The following is a 19,767-nucleotide window of genomic DNA, read 5'->3' on the forward strand; positions in this document are numbered from 1 at the left end:
TATCCTTATTTCCCGAACGTGACGTTGATCCCGGCAAACAGGGTGAACTGCGGCAGGCCATCGCCTTTGCGGGCCACGGTCCATTGCGGTTCGAGGTAGGCGTTGAGGATGTTGCTGCCGGATTTCCAGGCTTTGCCGGCACCGAACCCGATAGGGATGTAATGGGTGTCGTTTTTCAGGTCGAACGTCCAGGTGCCGGTAGAGCGCAGGTACCAGCCCTTGGGCAGGTTGTGAATGATGAACGGCTGGAAGGTCGCGCTTTCGACATGGGCGCGGTCACTGTCCCCGGCAAACGAGCTTTGGTATTGCACCAGTGCGCCGAGCAAGCCGCGGGGCGAGGCGTCGATGGCCACCGCCGCCAGTCCGGCCTGCCACTTGCCGGTGCCCAATTCATCGTGCTCGGCGGTAGGTGCGGTGATTTGCGGGCCGATGCCCAACTGCACGCCATCGGTCTTGAGCAGGAAGATATCGAACAGGTTCAGGTCGCCGATCCCGGTGGTGTAGCCACTATGGGGGTCGGGGCGCGTACTGATGGGCAGGGTGGCACGTAGTAACTGAGGGACACCGATGAAATCCGATGGCGCAATCGGCAATGTGCCGCGCAGCAGCGTGTCATTGGTGTGGGCGTTGCTGTCGAACAGCCTGGGCGTGTAGTAATCCTGCAGGTTCGCTCCCGGCGCGAGGTTCAGCGGGTTGTTACTCTTGTTGGCGGTGTCGGCGTTGTCGGCCTGGGCCGAAATCACAGGCAACACCGAAGCCACCAGCACAACTGCTGGAAAATACGATGACTTGAGCATGACCACTCCCCAATTCCCTGGTGATGTTCCCGATAGCGCGTTTGCGAAGGCTAGGGGGCTGTCCTTATTCACTATTACGTGTAGGACATGTCGTTTGACGCTAGCAGTAAATTTCGCACTCGCTAGTCAATCGAAAGAATTAGTTGTTTGCTGTGGTCGCGATCACGGAGGCGTCCGCTGGGCGCAGACTGCATTGGAATGCCGTCCCTGTGTAACGGCATTGGGGAATAGGGGGCTTCAGCAGACGGGCAGTATGGATTTGACCTTGTCACGCAACTGATCAATCGAGAACGGCTTGCCGATCACCTGCATGTCGGCTGGCGAATCGATATTTTCGGCATAACCGCTGGCGAACAGGATGGGCAGGGCGGGGCGTATTTCACGGGCCTTGAGGGCCAGTTGCTTGCCGTCCATGTCCGGCAGGCCGACGTCGGTCATCATCAGGTCGATGGTCTGGTCGGTGTCTTGAACTATTTTCAAGGCTTCTTCGGCATCGGCCGCTTCAAGCACTTGGTACTCCAGCTCTTCGAGGACATCGACGATCAACATGCGCACGATGGCGTCGTCTTCGACTACAAGGATGGTGGAGGGGGCGGCTGACATAGTGGAGGTTCCCGAACAGTGGAAGGGGCAGGTCTTGGGCAATGGGAAGACCGTTTTCATCCTGAGTATTGTCGGTCCCGGCAAGTTCCCCAGATAAGCAAAACATTGTGCCGGTAACGGCTACAAATGTCGCGTATCACCGCCACTCACTTGCCAGGGGCTTGCTGGAACAACCAGCAAGCCCCGGCCATGGTCTCAAGCTGCCGGTTTTATCGGTTAAAGGGATCCGTACACCAACCCATGCACCCGGCTCTGGTTCTCGCTAGCCTTGAATGTGCTGACCGTATATTCCGGGTTTGTCGGCGTCCCAAACGCTCCCGGGATAAGCTGCGCCTTACTGTTGGCCAGCGATTCCTTCATTCCTTTCTTCATGGCGTCCTCGGTCGGAAAATTGACCAATCCGAAATTGGGGTCGAAATAGAACCATTTTCGCGTGCCGCCTTCCACGATCACTCCCGCTGTCATCGCGTGGACGGGCGTGGCGATGATGAGTGTCTTGGACGTCGTCGCGTTGGCCAGGTCATCGATGATGGCCTGATAGGACTTTTGCGTGACGACTTCGGCCGAGTGCGGTCGCTTTCTGAAGTGATCCTGGGCTTCGCTCATGTCCTTGATGAACCTCGCCGATTTTGGGTTGGTTTCCTTGGTCGCCGCCGCAATGAAAAGCTTGTCGATGTACTCGTCCTGTTTTCCAACGGACACGGCGTAGGCCATTGCGTTGGCTAACACGCCACATTCGCCTCCGGTCACCGTGTCCACCTGGCTCAAATAGAAATTCTGGGGCATGCCCCGGAGCTTGATGCCGGGGATGCGCTCAATTTCGGCTTTGTAGAACTCATAGTTTTTAAGGCCGACTTCTGATCGCTTTTTGCCTATTGACTGTGCCAGGGCGCCGATTTCTTCGGGGCTTCGATTCGGCTTAAGTGCCAGTTCCATGAGCTCTGCGATATCCATGGAGCCCGAGTAGCCCGGGATGTCATCCACTACCCCGTTGTTATAGCCACGCATATACGCATCGTGGCTCGTTGTTCTGGCGTGTTCCTGCGTAGCCTTGAATGAGTTGGATAATTGCTTGGAGGGTGTGTTTTGCGCCTTGGTGGCCGGCCCTCCGACAAAGTACTCCCAGAAGCTTTCAACGTTGTCCTGGATCGACACGGTCTGTGGCGTGAACCCCTTCAACGGTGGGCCATAGGGTTGTTTCTTGAGGGCGTCGTACGCGTACCATTCGCCCTTGTTCAATACAGCGGAGGCTTCGACGGTTTGATCCGCCAGCTTGATGGTGCCGATTGCCGCGACGCCATGCTCCTTGCTGGCGGCTTTCAACAGGTCATGGCTGCCGGCTGCCCCCTTGAGTTTGTTTAGCCCGTTAATGCTTTTTTCGACTACAAACTTGCCGCCCCGGTTAATCAGTCCTGCGCCTCCCAGAAGCAAATCGCCCAAGCCGCCCACCGGGTTCAAGGCGCCGATGGTGGCGACACCGATCTTTTTGGCAACATTCAGCGCCTTGGCGCCTGCACTGAGGGCTTTTGTGCCCGCCTGTGCCGCTTTGGACGAACCCAGGCTGACAAAACCCAGCAGGTCCAGCTGGAGGTCAATCGCCCCCTCCAGGTAATTACCCTTGGTAAAGTTGGCAATCGCTGACTTGAAGGGAATGAGGTCGAGGAAGAAATGGGTCACCTTCAGCTCGGTTTCCATTTGCTTGTCGTAGGTCGTGGCGCCTTTGGCTTGCTTGACGACATCCTCGTTGCCCAGGTCGAGGTTTTCGACAAATGCCTCCGCGATGTACTGGGTACGGGCGGTGGCAAAGCTGTTGGGAGGCAGTGGGTTCGTGTCTGTACTGGCTGAGCGCTCGGGCTCAGTGGCCTCTGAAGCGTCGAATTTTTTTATTCTGTTTTCCTCGATCGCCAGTTCCCAGGTACTCGCAGAGAAATCCTGGGGCGTTACTTTTTTGATGCTGCCGTTTTTTATGTCCAGCCTATAGGTAACAGGTTCCGTGCCACCCTCTACCTGTATCAGCAGCTCATTTTTAATCGGTTTGAAAAGCGAGGTGACCAGGTTTGGGCCCAATTGATAAACAGAGGGCTGGTAAAAAGTGAGGTTGCCCTGCTCGATGTTTTTTCGATCTTCCAGCGGCAGGCTGGCGATCAGGTGCTTTACGGTGGTGGCAACCCCGTCGTTCAGCGACTTGATCGACGCTTCAAACTGCTTTTGAAATGTCGCGTTTACGTCGAACTTGAGCGACTGGCCTTCCAGTGCCTGGGTGATGTCTGGATCCTTGGATTCCCAGGTGTAATCGCCCAAGCCACTCATGGCGATGTCCAGCAACGAATGCAGGCCCGCAGGTGCGCGGTTTGGGTCGTAGAGCGGTACGCCAAACTGTTGTTGGCGGGTGTCCTTCACCGTCAGGGCCTTTTTTTCAAACGGCACATCTTCGCCAAATCGCTCTTTGAGCTGGGCCAGTGCAATGGCCTTGCGGCTCGGGATATCGGTCTCCAGCAGGGTGGAGGCCTTCATGCGTTCATCCACCTGCTGAGTGAACTCGACGCGTATCGCTTCCAGCTGGTCGGGGCTGTAGGCATCGTTGGGTTGTTGGCTGATAACGCCGTTGGCCACTGCCCAATCAATCAGCGCTGCCCTCTGTGCGCTTTGGGTCACGGCGGGCTCGGCGAGTGCAGCGCTTTCGGCCTTGAGCATCACTTGGGCGAAAGTCATGTTCGGTACCGAGCCCGGCGACTGCGCTTCAATCGACGCCGCCGCAACCGCCAGGTTGACCCAGGCCGGGCTGCCATAGGTCACGCTGGCCGGGATGTCTTTGATCAGGAACTCCGGGGCTGTTCTTGCCAGCAATACGTAAGCACCCGCCTGGGCCATCTCGGGGCTCGTTCTGCCCTCGCTCGACAGGTGTGCGCTCAGCCCGTTGACGATGGTAGAGGCCGGCTTGCCCCAATGTTCTTCACTGGCCACGTCGAAACCGGCCAGTTTGTTCCGTTGAGGCGCCTGGATTGACTCGGGATCCATCTGTGCACTGATGGCGGCCAGCAGGTAGTCGTAATGGCTGTTCTTGGTCTCGATACCATTGAGCCCGCGCTGCAGGGCCTGGCCCATCAGTTGGCCTTCGGGCGAGCTTAAAAGAAACTCGAGGATCTTCGCCGGGTCGTTCAAGGCGGCCACAGGAATGGGATTCTGGTACGCGAGAAAGTCCAGGACGCTCTTTGTCTGCGTGACTTGCGGCTGATCGCCGAGGTGGTGGGCGTGGTTCATCGCAAGCAGGCGCAACTGAGTTTGCTGGGTCTGGTCCAGCGGTGCGGGCCAGGACAAGGCACCGCCCAGGTCACCGAAAGGGTGGGCGGCGATCCTGACGGTCGCTTCCAGTTTCAGCTTAAGCAACTCGGCCTTGGAGGTTGGCAGAGGCACCCCGTTGGCATTCAGGAATGCCTCCAGGCTTTGGTTGACCCTGGTCCCCATGTCCAGGGTGTTGTGATGGGACGAGTCCGGATGAATGGCCATTTGTGTGAGCTTCAGGACGGACTGTACATAGGGGGCGGTGTCGTAGTCTTGCAGGGCCGGGGCTGCGAGGTTGATGGCGTCCAGCAGGTTCTGCCAGTTCTGCCGGTCGGCCATGGGCTGTTTCAGCACATCGGAGCGGCTGGCGGCTGATGCTGGCGCTGCTGCAACGGCAGGGGGCGTGGCTGGCTGGGGGCTCAGGGACGATGCCCCGGAAGCAGGGGAGGAAGAGAATTGGGGCGCAGGCTGTTGCACGGAGAGGTGGCTGACATTTTGCATCGGTGGGTACCTGTTTTATTAGGAGATACGCGCCTTTTCCGAGGAGGTTCCCTGTTCCCCACGGCACCCCTTTGGGTGGGGCGGCCCACACACAACGTTCCAGGCTCACTTCGGTTCCCATGTAAGAAGGAAAGTCAATTGCCGAGTGTTAAAAACACATCCATTCGTCTATTTATCAATGGGTTATGTAATCCATGTCGCTACGGGTAGCAGAAAAATAGCGCTCAGGCGCAACTTTGGGGCAAACTCCTCGTTTTTCCGTATTGGCCAAGGCATGCCCATGACTCCCGCGTCGTCTGTCGATGAGAAAAGCTTCCGTAAATTGCTGGGCCGCAACGTGGCACTGCCGTTGGGCGTTGGCGTGCTCAGCGCGGTGTTTTTCGTCGTTCTGATCACCTACCTGTTGTCGGTGATCCAGTGGGTCGAACACACCGACCGGGTAATCAACAATCTCAACGAAACCTCGAAACTGACCGTGGACCTGGAAACCGGCATGCGCGGCTTCCTGATTACCGGTGACGAGCATTTCCTCGACCCGTACGAAGTGGCCAAGCCGCGGATCATTTCCGACTTGCGCAACTTGCAGGCACTGGTGGCGGACAATCCGGAGCAGGTGGACCGGCTCAAGCGTCTGGAATCGTTGCAACAGGCGTGGAACACCTACGCCCAGTCGATGATTGACATGCAGCGGCAAAACGGCGATTACCGCACCGCCGTGAAAGCCGGGCGTGGCAAGAGCCTGACGGACGAGATTCGCAAGGAGTACGACCGGGCGGTGGCGATGGAGCAACAGTTCCGCATCACCCGCAATGAAGACGTTACCCGCACCACGATCATCAGCGTCACCTTGTACCTGGTGTTTGTGCTCGGCCTGAGTGGCTTCCTGGCGTATGTCGGCCGAAAGAATCTTCTAGAACTTTCAAAAAGTTACAGCGAAAACCTGATGTCGCAGCAGAGGATCGCCAAGCGCCTCGAGCAGCAAGCCTGGTTGCGCAACGGCCAGACCGAGCTGGCCGAGCAGGTCCTTGGCCAACTGACGCTGAACCTGCTGGGGCGCAACATTTTGCAGTTCTTTGCCCAGTACATGGGCTCGGCGGTGGCGGCGTTGTACGTGCGTGAAGAGCACGGCGGCCTCACACGCGTGGCTACCTATGGCTTCTCCCGCGAGCAGGAGCAGCAGGAACAGTCGATCTACAACGACGAAGGCATCGTCGGCCAATCGGCCCGGCAGGACCGCCTGATTCGCCTGGACGATGTGCCGGTGGATTACTTCAAGGTCAGTTCCGGCCTCGGCGAAGGTGCGACCCGCAGCGTGCTGGTGGTACCGACCAGCGATGATGGCCGGGTCAACGGGGTGATCGAACTGGGTTTCCTGCGTGCACTCGATGACCGTGATGTCGAACTGCTGGAGTTGATTGCCGACAACATCGGCACCTCCATCGAAGCCGCGCGTTATCGCCAGCGCCTGCAGGAAGTGCTGGCCGAAACCCAGCAGCTCAATGAAGAGCTGCAAGTGCAGCAGGAAGAGCTCAAGACGGCCAACGAAGAGCTGGAAGAACAGTCGCGCATCCTCAAGGAGTCCCAGGCCCACCTGGAAACCCAACAGGCGGAGCTGGAGCAGACCAACGAACAATTGGCCGAACAGACCCAGACCCTGGCCGAGCAGCGCGATGCCATGGACCAGAAGAACGTCCAGCTCAACCGCGTACAGATCGAGCTGGAAGAGCGTGCCGACGAGTTGCAGCGCTCCAGCAAGTACAAGTCCGAATTCCTCGCCAACATGTCCCACGAGCTGCGCACGCCGCTGAACAGCTCGTTGATCCTGGCCAAGTTGCTGGCGGAGAACCCCCAGGAAAACCTCAGCGCCGAACAGGTCAAGTTCGCCGAGTCGATCTACTCGGCCGGTAACGACTTGCTCAACCTGATCAATGACATCCTCGATATCTCCAAGGTCGAAGCCGGTAAGCTGGAAATGCGCCCGGAGAACACCAGCGTTGCGCGCCTGGTGGATGGGCTGCGCGGCATGTTCGAGCCGCTGGCGGCCGACCGCAAGCTCGGGTTCCAGGTGGAGGTGCAGGAAGGCTCGCCACACATGCTGTTCACCGACCGCCAGCGCCTGGAGCAGATTCTGAAGAACCTGCTGTCCAACGCCATCAAGTTCACCGAGAAAGGTGAGGTCAGCCTGTCGGTATCCCGGGCACCGGGGGAGGGCATCGCCTTTACCGTACGCGACTCGGGGATTGGCATCGCCCCGGACCAGCAGGAAAGCATCTTCGAGGCCTTCCGCCAGGCCGATGGCACCACCAACCGTCGTTACGGCGGCACCGGCCTGGGCCTGTCGATTTCCCGGGACCTGGCGAACCTGCTGGGCGGCTATATCAGCGTCACCAGCGAACCTGGCCAGGGCAGTATCTTTACCCTGGTGGTGCCCGAGCACTATGTAGAGCGTGACGAAGACACCCCGGCGCTGGAACAGCCGCGCGCGGTAGTCCCTGTGCCTGCACCGGCGCCGATCAAGGTGTCGCCGATGCCGATCGCCCACGAAGCGCAGATCCCGCGCTTTATCGATGACCGCGACAAGGCTCCGTTCGCCACGCGTTGCATCCTGGTGGTGGAAGATGAGCCCAACTTTGCTCGCATCCTCTTCGACCTCGCCCATGAACTGGGTTACCACTGCCTGGTGGCCCATGGCGCAGACGAAGGCTACGCCCTGGCGGAACAGTACATTCCCGACGCGATCCTGCTGGACATGCGCCTGCCGGACCATTCCGGCCTGACCGTGCTGCAACGTCTCAAGGAACATGCCGGGACCCGCCATATCCCGGTGCACGTGATTTCCGTGGAGGACCGCGTCGAAGCCGCCATGCACATGGGCGCCGTGGGCTATGCAGTCAAGCCGACCACCCGCGAAGAGCTCAAGGATGTGTTCGCCCGCCTGGAAGCCAAGCTGACGCAGAAGGTCAAGCGTGTGCTGCTGGTGGAAGACGATGACCTTCAGCGAGACAGCATTGCCCGCCTGATCGGCGACGATGATATCGAGATCACCGCCGTAGGCTTCGCCCAGGAGGCCCTGGACCTGCTGCGCACCCACATCTACGACTGCATGATCATCGATCTCAAGCTGCCGGACATGCTCGGCAACGAGCTGCTCAAGCGCATGTCCATCGAGGACATCTGCTCGTTCCCGCCGGTGATCGTCTACACCGGGCGCAACCTGACCCGCGATGAAGAGGCCGAACTGCGCAAGTATTCGCGCTCGATCATCATCAAGGGCGCGCGTTCCCCCGAGCGCCTGCTGGACGAGGTGACACTCTTTCTGCACAAAGTCGAATCGCAGTTGTCCCATGAACGCCAGACAATGCTCAGGACTGCCCGCAGCCGCGACAAGGTGTTCGAGGGCCGCAAGATCCTGCTGGTGGATGATGATGTACGCAATATCTTCGCCCTGACCAGTGCCCTGGAGCACAAGGGCGCGATTGTCGTGATCGGCCGTAATGGCCGCGAGGCGATCGAGAAACTCAATGAAGTCGATGACATCGACCTGGTACTGATGGACGTGATGATGCCGGAGATGGACGGGTACGAGGCCACCGCCTTGATCCGCCAGGACCCGCGCTGGCGCAAGCTGCCGATCATCGCGGTGACGGCCAAGGCCATGAAGGACGATCAGGAGCGCTGCCTGGCGGCAGGCTCCAACGATTACCTGGCCAAGCCCATCGACCTGGACCGGTTGTTTTCATTGATTCGCGTGTGGCTACCCAAGATGGAACGGATTTAATTGGAACGAAGCACTGACATCGAACTGCGCTTGTTGATTGAGGCGATTTACCTCAAGTACAGCTACGACTTTCGCGACTACTCCGGCGCTTCGGTCAAACGCCGCGTGGCCCATGCGTTGCGTCAGTTCGACTGCGCCACCATCTCGGCCTTGCAGGAACGGGTGCTGCATGACCCGACGGCGTTCATGCAGTTGCTGCAGTTCCTGACGATTCCGGTCAGCGAAATGTTTCGCGACCCCTCGCACTTCCTGGCGATTCGCAAGGAAGTGGTGCCGCTGCTCAAGACCTACCCGTCGATCAAGATCTGGATCGCGGGCTGCAGTACCGGGGAGGAGGTGTATTCCATGGCCATCCTGTTGCGTGAGGAAGGCCTGCTGGAACGCACCATCATCTACGCCACCGACATCAATCCCCGGTCCCTGGAAAAAGCCAAGCAGGGGATCTTTTCCCTCGAGAACATCCGCGCCTATACCCACAACTACCAACAGGCCGGTGGCCAGCGTTCGTTTGCCGATTACTACACGGCGGCTTACGATCATGCGATCTTCGACAAGACCCTGCGGGAGAACGTGACGTTTGCCGATCACAGCCTGGCGACCGACAGCGTATTCTCCGAAACTCAATTAATTTCCTGTCGCAACGTATTGATTTACTTCAATAAAAAGTTGCAGGATCGGGCGTTTGGACTGTTCCATGAGTCGCTGTGTCATCGCGGCTTCCTGGTGCTGGGCAGCAAGGAAACCCTGGATTTTTCCGCCTACAGCAAACAGTTCGAACCCCTGGTCAAGCAAGAACGGATCTACCGAAAATTATGAATGAAGCTACTGCCAGCCCGGTATCCGGGATCGAGGCCATTGTGATCGGCGCTTCCGCGGGCGGTGTCGAGGCATTGCTGAGCATTTTTGGCGAGCTGCCGGCGAGCTTCGGCCTGCCGATCATTACCGTGCTGCATTTGCCGGACGAGCGCCGCAGCCAGTTGGCGGAAGTGTTTGACCGACGCGTATCGATGAAGGTGGTGGAGGCCCGCGACAAGGAAGTGATCCAGCCTGGCACCCTGTATTTTGCCGGCCCCGGTTATCACCTGTCGGTGGAGCACGACCGCAGCCTGTCACTGAGCCAGGAGGACCGCGTGCACCATTCCCGCCCGGCAATCGACTACCTGTTTGATTCAGCCGCCGATGTCTACGGCAAGGGGTTGCTGGCGATTTTGCTGACGGGGGCCAACCAGGACGGCGCCCGGGGCCTGGCCCACGTCAAGCAGAGCGGCGGTACCACGGTGGTGCAGGACCCTTTGGAGGCCCGCGTCGCCGTGATGCCCCGGGCCGCCCTGGCGCTGCATGAACCTGACCATATCCTCACCTTGAGCCGCATCGGCACCTTGCTGGCTTCCCTGGAATCCTCCCCATGTTAAGTACTGTCCAGGCCAAACTGCTGATCGTCGACGATCTGCCGGAAAACCTGCTGGCCCTTGAAGCGCTGATCAAGCGCGAGGACCGCCAGGTCTATAAGGCATTGAGCGCCGACGAGGCCTTGTCGTTGCTGCTGGAGCACGAGTTCGCCATGGCCATTCTCGACGTGCAGATGCCGGGCATGAACGGCTTCGAGCTGGCCGAGCTGATGCGCGGCACCGAAAAGACCAAGAACATTCCCATCGTGTTTGTCAGTGCTGCCGGCCGTGAGCTCAACTATGCGTTCAAGGGCTACGAAAGCGGCGCCGTGGATTTCCTGCACAAGCCGCTGGATATCCACGCGGTCAAGAGCAAGGTCAACGTATTCGTTGACCTGTACCGCCAGAGCAAGGCGATGAAGCAGCAGGTTGAAGCCCTGGAGCAAAGCCGGCGCGAGCAGGAAGCCTTGCTCACGCGCTTGCAGGCCACCCAGGCCGAACTGGAGCAGGCCGTGCGCATGCGCGATGACTTCATGTCGATCGTCGCCCACGAAGTGCGCACGCCCCTCAACGGGCTGATCCTGGAAACCCAGCTGCGCAAGATGCACCTTGCCCGGGACAACGCCGCGGCGTTTACCCTGGACAAGATGCACGCCATGGTCGACCGCGATGAGCGGCAGATCCAGAGCCTGATTCGCCTGATCGAAGACATGCTCGACGTGTCGCGCATTCGCACGGGCAAGCTGTCGATCCGCCCCGGTCGCTTTGACCTCACGCAACTGGTGCACAACCTGCTGGAAAATTTTGCGCCGCAGGTGGCGGCGGCGGAGTCTTCGGTGGCCTGGGTCCAGGAAGGGCCGGTGGTAGGCAACTGGGATGAATTCCGTATCGAACAGGTGGTGTCCAACCTGTTGACCAACGCCTTGCGCTACGGGGCCAAGAGCCCGGTGGAAGTGCGGGTGTACGCCGAGCATGGCGAAGCGCGGGTAGAAGTACGTGACCACGGGATCGGCATCAGCGAAGACAACCAGAAACGTATTTTCCAGCAGTTCGAGCGCGTGTCGGCCAACCATGCCGTGGCGGGCCTGGGCCTGGGGTTGTTTATCTCCGAGCAGATTATCGCGGCCCACGGCGGGACCATTGAAGTGGAAAGCCGGATAGGCGAGGGCGCGTTGTTCCGCGTCTGCCTGCCCCTGGAGGCTGGGGCATGAAATCAATCGCAAATCCGACGCAACCTCTGCGTGACCCCATGGTCGTATCAGCAGCAATTGACCGGACAAAGGCTTCCCATGAGTGAAGATGCACAAGATGTTGTACTGATCGTCGAAGATGACGAATCGATTATGTTTGTGTTGGGCGAGTACCTGGCGGGCCTGGGGTATCGGGTGTTGAAGGCGATTGACGGTGAGCAGGCGTTTGAAATCCTGGCCACCAAGCCGCACCTGGACCTGATGGTGACCGACTACCGCCTGCCTGGCGGCATTTCCGGGGTGCAGATCGCGGAGCCTGCGATCAAGCTGCGCCCGGAATTGAAAGTGATCTTCATCAGCGGTTACCCGCAGGAGATTCTCGACTGCAACAGCCCGATCACGCGCAATGCGCCGATCCTGGCCAAACCGTTTGACCTGGATACGTTGCAGGAACATATCCAGCGGCTGTTGGCTTAACGTCTTGAGAAGAGGGAACACACTCCCTCTTCAAGCCTTGATCATCTCCCTCACCTTTGCCGTCAACAGATCAAAGGTGAACGGCTTGGTGATCATCTGCATGCCCGGGTCCAGAAAACCGCCCCGTACAGCCGCATGCTCTGCATAGCCGGTAATAAACAACACCTTCAACTCGGGCCGCACCTGCCGGCCGATCTCCGCCAGTTGCCGGCCGTTCATGCCGGGCAGGCCAACGTCGCTGATCAGCAGGTCAATGCGCTGGCTGGACTCGATGATCCGCATGGCACTGTCGGCATCACCGGCTTCGACGAAGGCATAGCCCAGTTCACTCAGCACGGCGCTGACCAGCACCCGCACGGCCGGGTCGTCCTCGACGATCAGCACGGTCTCGCCGGCATTGGCGAACGGCAGCAGCGCCGGATTGACCTGTTCATCAGCCACTACCTCGCCGACAAACCGTGGCAGGAACAGGCTGACGGTAGTGCCTTGGCCCACCACGCTGTGAATCGTCACATGCCCATGGGACTGGCGCGCAAACCCATAGATCATCGACAGCCCCAGCCCGGTGCCCTGGCCGATCGGCTTGGTGGTGAAGAACGGGTCGAACGCGCGGCTGATCACGCTCTCCGGCATGCCGCAGCCGGTGTCGCTGACGCTCAATTCCACATAGTCGCCCGGAGTCAGTGTGCCGTAGGCTGCGGTAAACACGCTGTCGAGGTGGCGGTTGGTGGTTTCCACCACCAGTTTGCCGCCGTCGGGCATCGCATCCCGGGCATTGATGGCGAGGTTGAGCAGGGCGCTTTCCAGCTGGTTGGGGTCGGCTTCGGCGGTCCAGAGTTGCTCGGTCAGGCGGATATCCAGGGCAATGCTTTCATTCAGGCTGCGTTGCAGCAGCTCACCCATGGAGCTCACCAGCTGATTGATCTGCACCGGTTTCGAATCCAGCGACTGGCGGCGGGAGAAGGCCAGCAGGCGGTGGGTCAGGGCTGCTGCGCGGTTGGCCGACGTGACACCCAGGTCGATCAGGCTGTCGAGGTCTTCGGTGCGGCCCCGAGCCACGCGCCTGCGCAGCAGTTCCAGGCTGCCGATGATGCCGGTCAGCATGTTGTTGAAGTCATGGGCGATGCCGCCGGTCAATTGGCCGACGGCTTCCATTTTCTGCGACTGGCGCAACGCTTCTTCGTTATTGCGCAACTGCGCCGTGCGTTCTTCCACCTGTTGCTCAAGGGTTTCCAGGGTGCTTTGCAGGCGCTGTTCGCTCTGGCTCAGGTCGATCAGCCGGTCGCGGGCCTCGTATTGCCGACGACGTCCACGCAGCGCCGTGGTCACGAGGCTGATCAGGGTGATCGGGTGGAACGGACGCTCCAGGAACGTCACGTTGCCCAGCAAGGTGCTCAGGTGCGACGAGCCATTCTGTTCGCTGCCGCCGTGGTGCGTCATCAGCACAATCGGCAGGTCTGACCACGCCGGTTGTTGATGCAGGTACGTGAGCAGCGGTTCCAGGTCGATACCGCGCAGGGCTTCGGCAGCAATGACCAGCAAGCCGGCACCGTGCTCCAGCTCCTCGCAGAGCATCTGCAAATGGCTGGCGATGATGCCGTTGAAACCGGCCTCATTGAGCATCATCAACGCCAGGGAGCTGTCGCGACCCAGGGGCGCCAGAATGATCGCCCGTTCGAAAATGGCCGGCAGGCCACTCATGAACTTTCATCCTTGAGCAGCGGGTTGTCGGTGCCCATGTAGGTCGGTACGCCGCGCAATACACCCTGGAACGCATCAAGCGGTTCGCCGATGGTCATGCCACGACTGCCGATGCGGTATTCGCGAATGGTCGATTCGTGGCTGCCGGTGCGTTTCTTGATGATCGAAATCGCACGCCGCACCTTGCCCAGCGCTTCGAAGTAACGCAGCAGGATCACGGTGTCGGCCAGATAGGTAATGTCCACCGGCGCCTGCATGTCGCCCACCAGCCCGTGCTGGGCGACGGTCATGAAGGTCGCGGCGCCACGGCGGTTGAGGTACAGCAGCAGTTCGTGCATGTGCAGGATCAACGCGTTCTCTTCCGGCATCGCGGCCTGATAGCCGTTGACGCTGTCGATCACCACGGTTTTGATCCCGCGTTCGTCCACACAGCGGCGCACCCGATGGGAGAACTCGCCGGGGGACAACTCGGCGGCGTCGACCTGTTCGATCAGCAGGTTGCCGGTGGCTTGCAGGGCCTCCAGGTCGATGCCCATGTTCTTCATGCGCTCGAACAGCAGGCCCAGCTCTTCGTCAAAAATGAACAGCGCGGCTTTTTCGCCCCGGGAGACGGCTGCCGCGGCAAAGATCATCGAGATCAGCGATTTGCCGGTACCGGCCGGGCCCAGGATCAAGGTGCTGGAACCGGTCTCGATCCCGCCACCCAACAGGGCGTCCATCTCGCGGATGCCGCTGGTGAGGGTCTGGCGGTTGTAGCCGCCACGGTGCTCGGCTGCCACCAGGCGCGGGAACACATGTACGCCGTCTTCCATGATGGTGAAGTCGTGAAAACCGCCACGGTACTTCTGGCCACGGTACTTCACGATCCGCACGCGGCGGCGCTCGGCGCCGTAGTTGGGGGTCAGTTCTTCCAGGCGAATCACACCGTGGGCCACGCTGTGTACGGTCTTGTCGAGGGACTCGGTGGTCAGGTCGTCCAGCAGCAGCACGGTGGCGTCGTAGCGCACGAAGTAGTGCTTGATCGCCAGGATCTGCCGGCGATAGCGCAGGGAGCTTTGCGCCAGCAGGCGGATTTCCGAAAGGCTGTCGATCACGACGCGGGTAGGCTTGACCCGTTCCACCACTTCGAAAATCTGCCGGGTGGCTTCGCCCAGCTCAAGGTCCGAAGAATACAGGAGGCTCTGCTGGTGCTCGGCGTTGAGCAGGCTTTCGGGGGGGGTCAGTTCAAAGATGTGAATGTGTTCGTCCAGGTCCCAACCATGGGACTTGGCACCCTGGCGCAACTCGCGCTCGGTTTCCGACAGGGTGATGTACAGCGATCGTTCGCCGTTTTTTGCGCCGGCCTGGAGGAAATGCAGGGCCACGGTGGTTTTACCGGTGCCGGGTTCACCTTCCAGCAGGAACAAATGGCTACGGGAAAGCCCTCCGGCAAGAATGTCGTCCAGACCTTCAATACCGGTGGCCGCCTTTGCTGTGAACAGCTCTTTGGATGTAGACAAGAAGTGCCCTCGGGTCACAAATAAGTAGTCGGCAGCGCCGTCTGGGGCGCGCCATATTTACTTGACCTTGGCGCCGTGTGGCGGTTCAACGTTTTGTATCAAATACCGCTTTTACAGGCCCTGTTGCAGCGCCGGGTCGTCCGGATTCTGCTGTTCAAGCTGTGCCAGCAGCACCTGCACATTCTGCAACTGGCCTGTTTCCTTCCAGTAATTGACCAGCAGCACCCTGGCTTTGCGATTGGCCGGGTTGCGCTGGATGATTTCTTCCAGCTGGCGCTGGGCGGCCTCCAGTTCCTGCTGGGCGTGCAGGGTGGTGGCCAGGTCGTAGCGGTAATCCTGATTGTTCGGTTCAAGCTCCACCGCCCGGGACAGGCTGAGCAGGGCAAAGGCGCGCTCGCCATGGTGCAGCAGCCACATGCCCAGGGCATGTTGCAGGTAGGCCGAATCGGGGTGGGCCTGCAACTGTTTGGCCAGGAGTTGGCGGGACTCGTCGACCTTGCCCTGCTTGTCCAGCAGTTCAATTTGCGCGACCACGGCTTGCAGGTTGTCCGGTTGCAGGCGCATCGCCTGCTCCAGGGCGCTTTGTGCGTCGGGCAGCAGCGCGCTGTGAATGTACAGGCGTGCCAGCTGGATCCAGCCTTCGGGGCTTTCGGGTTGGCCCTTGAGCAGCTTTACGTATTCGTCGAGCACTTGCTGCAACGGGCCGAAGTACAGGCCCAGGGTATCCGGGGACAGCCCGAGCAAGGCATTGGCCGCGGCAAACCTGACGCTTTGCTCCGGGTCATCCAGCAGTGGCCCGAGCAACAGCGTGCGCTGGCCGCTGGGCACCAGGCCGACAATGCTGTGAATCGCCGCCTCGCGCACCATTGGCGCGTCGTTGGCCAGGTCCTTGTCCGCCAGCTTGAGGGCCTGGGGGCTGGGGTAGTTGGGCAGTTCGGCATGCAGGGCGGCGCGGCGCACATCGGAGAGGTCCGGGCGGCCCAACTGTTGATACAGCACCCGGGCAGCGCCGGGTTCACCGTTGTGCGCCTGTTTCAAGGCCTTGGCGTAACCATGGGCGATGGCCGGGGGCACCACCACCGGCGTGGTGCGGGTGAAATACCAGGTGATCAGCACAATAAACAACAGGGCGCACAGGCCGACGATGGAGTAACGGCGTGACTTTGACATGCAGGCGTCCGAAAGCTGGGCAGCTAGTGCAAAGCCATCAGCTTCGGTCAGGTTATCGCGAGTGTCAAACCCGCATCACGTCAGCACGAACTCAATCGGCTCAAGGGCCGGCGGCAGCGTGGTTTCGCCGAGGGCGGCGAGAATCTCGCGCTCCAGGGTGCGCACGATGGCGTTGCAGGGCAGGTCGTTTTCGTCGAAGCCGAACGGGTCTTCGAGGTCGTCGCCGATTTCGTCCAGGCCGAAGAAGGTGTAGCTGACGATGGCGGTGAACACCGGGGTCAGCCAGCCCAGCGGCTCGGCCATGGCGAAGGGCAGCAGGATACAGAACAGGTAGATGGTGCGGTGCAGCAGCAAGGTGTAGGGGAAGGGCAGCGGGGTGTGTTTGATCCGCTCACAGGAGGCCTGGACCTGGCTCAGGCCGTACAGCCGGGTTTCCAGTTGGGTGTAGCGCCAGTCGCTGATGTGGCCCTGTTCGGCGAGGTTCGAGCAGCGGGCGCCGAGGTCTTGCAGGATGCTGTCGGGCAGGTTCGGGTGGCCGGGTTCTGGGTTGGCCCACGGTTTGATCGCCTGGCTTTCGTCTTCCAGGCGCAGGCGGGCGATCAGGCCATGGGCGAAACCGCACAGGCTGCGCAGGACGTGTTTGCGTTCGGCAGGGTTGAGGACCTGGGTTTCGCGGATCAGTGAGCGGATCTCGATGATCATCTGGCCCAGTTGTTTGCGGCCTTCCCACCAGCGGTCGTAGCAGGCGTTGTTGCGAAAGCTCATGAAGATGGACAGTGACAGCCCCAGCAGTGTGAAGGGTGTGGCGTTGACCTTGGAAAAGTAGGCCGGGTGCAGGGTTTCTACCAGCACGATGACTGAGGCCAGGAGGGTGACCAGCAGGCTGCGCAGCGCAATGCGTTTGGCGATCGAGCCCTTGAGAGAGAACAGGATGCCGAGCAGGTTGGGTTTGGGACGGACGATCATGGGCGGGCTTCTTGGGTGGCGCAGGCTGTCAGGTTAGAAGCATGTTTGCGTTGCGTCCAATTGCTTGGGCTGACTGGGTGATTGGTGGGGTCTATCGGGATTGGGTACATATCCGTTTTTTCGGTGACCAGAGCGAAAGCAGATCTGCTTTTCTGTGGGAGCGGGCTTGCTCGCGAAAAACCTGAGGGCGCCGCGTTCATCCAGAATGCCAGCGTCATCGTTAACGACCTTCGCGAGCAAGCCCGCTCCCACATTTGGACCGTGCCCGCTTTAGCTTTTGATTTTGCTCTTCAACACTCAAGCCGGCCGGTAGGCCGCTGTGCTCTTGCTTTTGATCTTGATCTTGATCTTGATCTTGATCTTAGGCGCCCCGTTAAACCACGCTGGCCGAACGCAGGCTTTGGAGCGTGGGTAACCCGGCAGGACGCCGGGTTAGCCGTCCTGGGCCAAGGATGGCCCATGACGGCGGCCCACGGTCCAAAGCCGGAGTGAGGGCACACCGAGCCTAAGCGAGGTGCCGAGTGGTGGGGCAAGAGCGTTTTGCTTACTTTTGCGCTGTTCAAAAGTGAGCCGCTGTAAGAGCGGAACCAATACAAGCTATCACCCAAAAAACGGATATACACACACCAAACAGCGCCCCCCATTGGCCAAACCAGTCAATCAAGTTGAAAGCTTTGACCATTGCCCCCCCACCGCTCTAGAGCGACTATTTCACCGGTCTACGTACCCATCCTGAAAATAAAAAACACACAGGGATTTGAAGCGATGCGTGATTACTCGGCTGCCACCACCCAGTTCAACTACCAACACACCGTCGACGCTGCCTTGTCGGGCAACCTGCAGGCCCTCAACGCCTGCGTCGAATGCTGCGACCGCCACGCATTACCTGGCCGCATCGCACTGTTCTGGGAGGGCAAGGACGGCCGCAGCGCCACATCCACCTTCACCCAACTGCAAGACCAGGCCGCCCGCTTCGCCAACTTCCTCCTGGCCCAAGGCGTAAAGCGCGGCGACAAGGTAGCAGGCCTCCTGCCACGCACCGCCGAGTTACTGATAGTGGTACTCGCCACCTGGCGCATCGGCGCGGTCTATCAGCCGCTGTTCACCGCCTTCGGCCCCAAAGCCATCGAACACCGCCTCAACAGCTCCGGCGCCGCGCTGGTGGTGACCGACGCGGTAAACCGCCCCAAACTCAATGAAGTGGCCGACTGCCCAACCATCGTCACCGTCGCCGGCCCCAATGGCGAAGGCATCGTGCGCGGTGATTTCAGCTTCTGGGCCGAACTGCCCAACTATTCCAACCTCTGCGAGCCCGTATTGCTGGGCGCCGACGACCCGTTCCTGCTGATGTTCACCTCCGGCACCACCGGCCCGTCGAAATCCCTGGCAGTACCGCTCAAGGCAATCGTGGCATTCCAGAGCTACACCCGCGACGCCGTCGACCTGCGCCCTGAAGACGCATTCTGGAACGTCGCCGACCCGGGCTGGGCCTACGGCATCTATTTCGGCGTGACCGGCCCCTTGTCCATGGGCCATCCAATCACCTTCTACGACGGCCCGTTCACCCTCGAAAGCACCTGCCGCGTCATCAACAAATACGGGATCACCAACCTCACCGGATCGCCCACGGCCTATCGCCTGCTGATCGCCGGCGGCGAGCAGTTCGCCCAGTCGATCAAGGGCAAGCTGCGCATTGTCAGCAGCGCCGGCGAGCCCTTGAACCCGGAAGTGATCCGCTGGTTCGCCGATAACCTCGGCGTGACCATCCACGACCACTACGGCCAGACCGAATTGGGCATGGTGCTGTGCAACCACCACGGCCTGGAACACCCGGTGCACGTGGGCTCTGCCGGCTTTGCCTCGCCAGGCCACCGCATCGTGGTGTTGGACGACAACTATCAGGAGTTGCCAGCCGGCCAACCGGGCATCCTCGCCATCGACCGTGAACAATCGCCGATGTGCTGGTTCGCCGGCTACGACGGGGTCAAGACCAAAGCCTTCGTCGGCAAGTACTACCTCAGCGGCGACACCGTGGAGCTGAACCCCGACGGCAGCATCAGCTTTGTCGGGCGCAGCGACGATGTGATTACCACTTCCGGCTATCGCGTGGGGCCGTTCGACGTAGAGAGCGCCTTGATCGAGCATCCGGCCGTGGTGGAGGCCGCCGTAGTGGGCAAGCCATGTCCGGAACGCACCGAGATCGTCAAGGCGTTTGTGGTGCTCAGCGAACAGTACCGCGCCGAGCCGGCCCTGGCCGAAGAGCTGCGCCAGCACGTGCGCAAGCGCCTGGCCGCTCACTCGTACCCGCGGGAAATCGAATTTGTCAGCGAGCTGCCCAAGACCCCGAGCGGCAAGCTGCAACGCTTCATTTTGCGTAATCAGGAAATTGCCAAGGCCCAGGCGGCCACGGCGTGA

At 60.3% G+C, this 19,767-nt stretch carries 13 protein-coding genes; 6 read left to right on the top strand and 7 right to left on the bottom strand.

Annotation, left to right across the window (positions count from 1 at the left end):
• Positions 1-5: 5 nt before the first annotated feature.
• From QF039_RS11275 to QF039_RS11285, 3 genes are all read right to left on the bottom strand, one after another.
• On the bottom strand, positions 6-797 hold the full coding sequence (locus QF039_RS11275; RefSeq protein ID WP_177067777.1) for a hypothetical protein: 792 nt from the start codon (positions 795-797) through the stop codon (positions 6-8).
• A 237-nt stretch (positions 798-1,034) separates the two neighbouring features.
• Complete coding sequence (locus QF039_RS11280; protein ID WP_177042100.1) at positions 1,035-1,400, bottom strand: response regulator; 366 nt, start codon at positions 1,398-1,400, stop codon at positions 1,035-1,037.
• 216 nt (positions 1,401-1,616) lie between these two features.
• Positions 1,617-5,183, bottom strand: a complete 3,567-nt coding sequence (locus QF039_RS11285; RefSeq protein WP_307518107.1) for a hypothetical protein — start codon at positions 5,181-5,183, stop codon at positions 1,617-1,619.
• 280 nt (positions 5,184-5,463) lie between these two features.
• Here QF039_RS11285 and QF039_RS11290 point away from each other — a divergent pair, with 280 nt between their 5' ends.
• The 5 genes from QF039_RS11290 (at position 5,464) to QF039_RS11310 (ending at position 12,016) form a co-directional block, all read left to right on the top strand.
• Positions 5,464-8,961 (top strand): response regulator, encoded by a 3,498-nt coding sequence (locus tag QF039_RS11290; RefSeq protein WP_307518109.1) that lies wholly within the window; start codon positions 5,464-5,466, stop codon positions 8,959-8,961.
• Positions 8,962-9,777 (top strand): protein-glutamate O-methyltransferase CheR, encoded by an 816-nt coding sequence (locus QF039_RS11295; protein ID WP_003217583.1) that lies wholly within the window; start codon positions 8,962-8,964, stop codon positions 9,775-9,777.
• The gene (locus QF039_RS11300; protein ID WP_008431027.1) at positions 9,774-10,373 is read left to right on the top strand and encodes a chemotaxis protein CheB; all 600 of its coding nucleotides are present in this window, start codon (positions 9,774-9,776) and stop codon (positions 10,371-10,373) included. Before QF039_RS11295 ends, QF039_RS11300 begins: the two co-directional genes overlap by 4 nt.
• Positions 10,367-11,560 carry a hybrid sensor histidine kinase/response regulator gene (locus QF039_RS11305; protein ID WP_003217587.1) on the top strand — a complete coding sequence of 398 codons (1,194 nt, stop codon included), beginning with the start codon at positions 10,367-10,369 and terminating at the stop codon, positions 11,558-11,560. Before QF039_RS11300 ends, QF039_RS11305 begins: the two co-directional genes overlap by 7 nt.
• Before the next feature lie 78 nt (positions 11,561-11,638).
• Complete coding sequence (locus QF039_RS11310) at positions 11,639-12,016, top strand: response regulator (RefSeq protein WP_003217591.1); 378 nt, start codon at positions 11,639-11,641, stop codon at positions 12,014-12,016.
• Positions 12,017-12,046: 30 nt separating this feature from the next.
• Here the strand turns inward: QF039_RS11310 and QF039_RS11315 are convergent, their stop codons facing one another.
• From QF039_RS11315 to QF039_RS11330, 4 genes are all read right to left on the bottom strand, one after another.
• Positions 12,047-13,717: a response regulator gene (locus QF039_RS11315; RefSeq protein ID WP_307518112.1), complete on the bottom strand. Its 1,671-nt coding sequence runs from the start codon at positions 13,715-13,717 to the stop codon at positions 12,047-12,049.
• The gene (locus QF039_RS11320) at positions 13,714-15,216 is read right to left on the bottom strand and encodes an ATPase domain-containing protein (RefSeq protein ID WP_102369051.1); all 1,503 of its coding nucleotides are present in this window, start codon (positions 15,214-15,216) and stop codon (positions 13,714-13,716) included. Before QF039_RS11320 ends, QF039_RS11315 begins: the two co-directional genes overlap by 4 nt.
• A 111-nt stretch (positions 15,217-15,327) precedes the next feature.
• A complete protein-coding gene (locus QF039_RS11325) occupies positions 15,328-16,386 on the bottom strand; it encodes a lipopolysaccharide assembly protein LapB (RefSeq protein WP_307518116.1) in 1,059 nt (352 codons plus the stop codon).
• A gap of 75 nt (positions 16,387-16,461) precedes the next feature.
• Positions 16,462-17,352 carry a bestrophin family protein gene (locus QF039_RS11330; RefSeq protein WP_087693011.1) on the bottom strand — a complete coding sequence of 297 codons (891 nt, stop codon included), beginning with the start codon at positions 17,350-17,352 and terminating at the stop codon, positions 16,462-16,464.
• A gap of 765 nt (positions 17,353-18,117) precedes the next feature.
• On the opposite strand from QF039_RS11330, the gene QF039_RS11335 reads away from it, so the two are divergent.
• Positions 18,118-19,767 carry an AMP-binding protein gene (locus QF039_RS11335; RefSeq protein WP_307518118.1) on the top strand — a complete coding sequence of 550 codons (1,650 nt, stop codon included), beginning with the start codon at positions 18,118-18,120 and terminating at the stop codon, positions 19,765-19,767.

Origin of the sequence: Pseudomonas sp. W2I6 (genome assembly GCF_030815935.1) — a bacterium.
GTDB lineage: Bacteria > Pseudomonadota > Gammaproteobacteria > Pseudomonadales > Pseudomonadaceae > Aquipseudomonas.

Coding starts and splice junctions, on each gene's coding strand:
- QF039_RS11290 (WP_307518109.1), top strand. CDS start 5,464: ATGACTCCCGCGTCGTCTGTCGATGAGAAAAGCTTCCGTAAATTGCTG.
- QF039_RS11315 (WP_307518112.1), bottom strand. CDS start 13,717: ATGAGTGGCCTGCCGGCCATTTTCGAACGGGCGATCATTCTGGCGCCC.
- QF039_RS11280 (WP_177042100.1), bottom strand. CDS start 1,400: ATGTCAGCCGCCCCCTCCACCATCCTTGTAGTCGAAGACGACGCCATC.
- QF039_RS11335 (WP_307518118.1), top strand. CDS start 18,118: ATGCGTGATTACTCGGCTGCCACCACCCAGTTCAACTACCAACACACC.
- QF039_RS11305 (WP_003217587.1), top strand. CDS start 10,367: ATGTTAAGTACTGTCCAGGCCAAACTGCTGATCGTCGACGATCTGCCG.
- QF039_RS11330 (WP_087693011.1), bottom strand. CDS start 17,352: ATGATCGTCCGTCCCAAACCCAACCTGCTCGGCATCCTGTTCTCTCTC.
- QF039_RS11300 (WP_008431027.1), top strand. CDS start 9,774: ATGAATGAAGCTACTGCCAGCCCGGTATCCGGGATCGAGGCCATTGTG.
- QF039_RS11325 (WP_307518116.1), bottom strand. CDS start 16,386: ATGTCAAAGTCACGCCGTTACTCCATCGTCGGCCTGTGCGCCCTGTTG.
- QF039_RS11310 (WP_003217591.1), top strand. CDS start 11,639: ATGAGTGAAGATGCACAAGATGTTGTACTGATCGTCGAAGATGACGAA.
- QF039_RS11285 (WP_307518107.1), bottom strand. CDS start 5,183: ATGCAAAATGTCAGCCACCTCTCCGTGCAACAGCCTGCGCCCCAATTC.
- QF039_RS11275 (WP_177067777.1), bottom strand. CDS start 797: ATGCTCAAGTCATCGTATTTTCCAGCAGTTGTGCTGGTGGCTTCGGTG.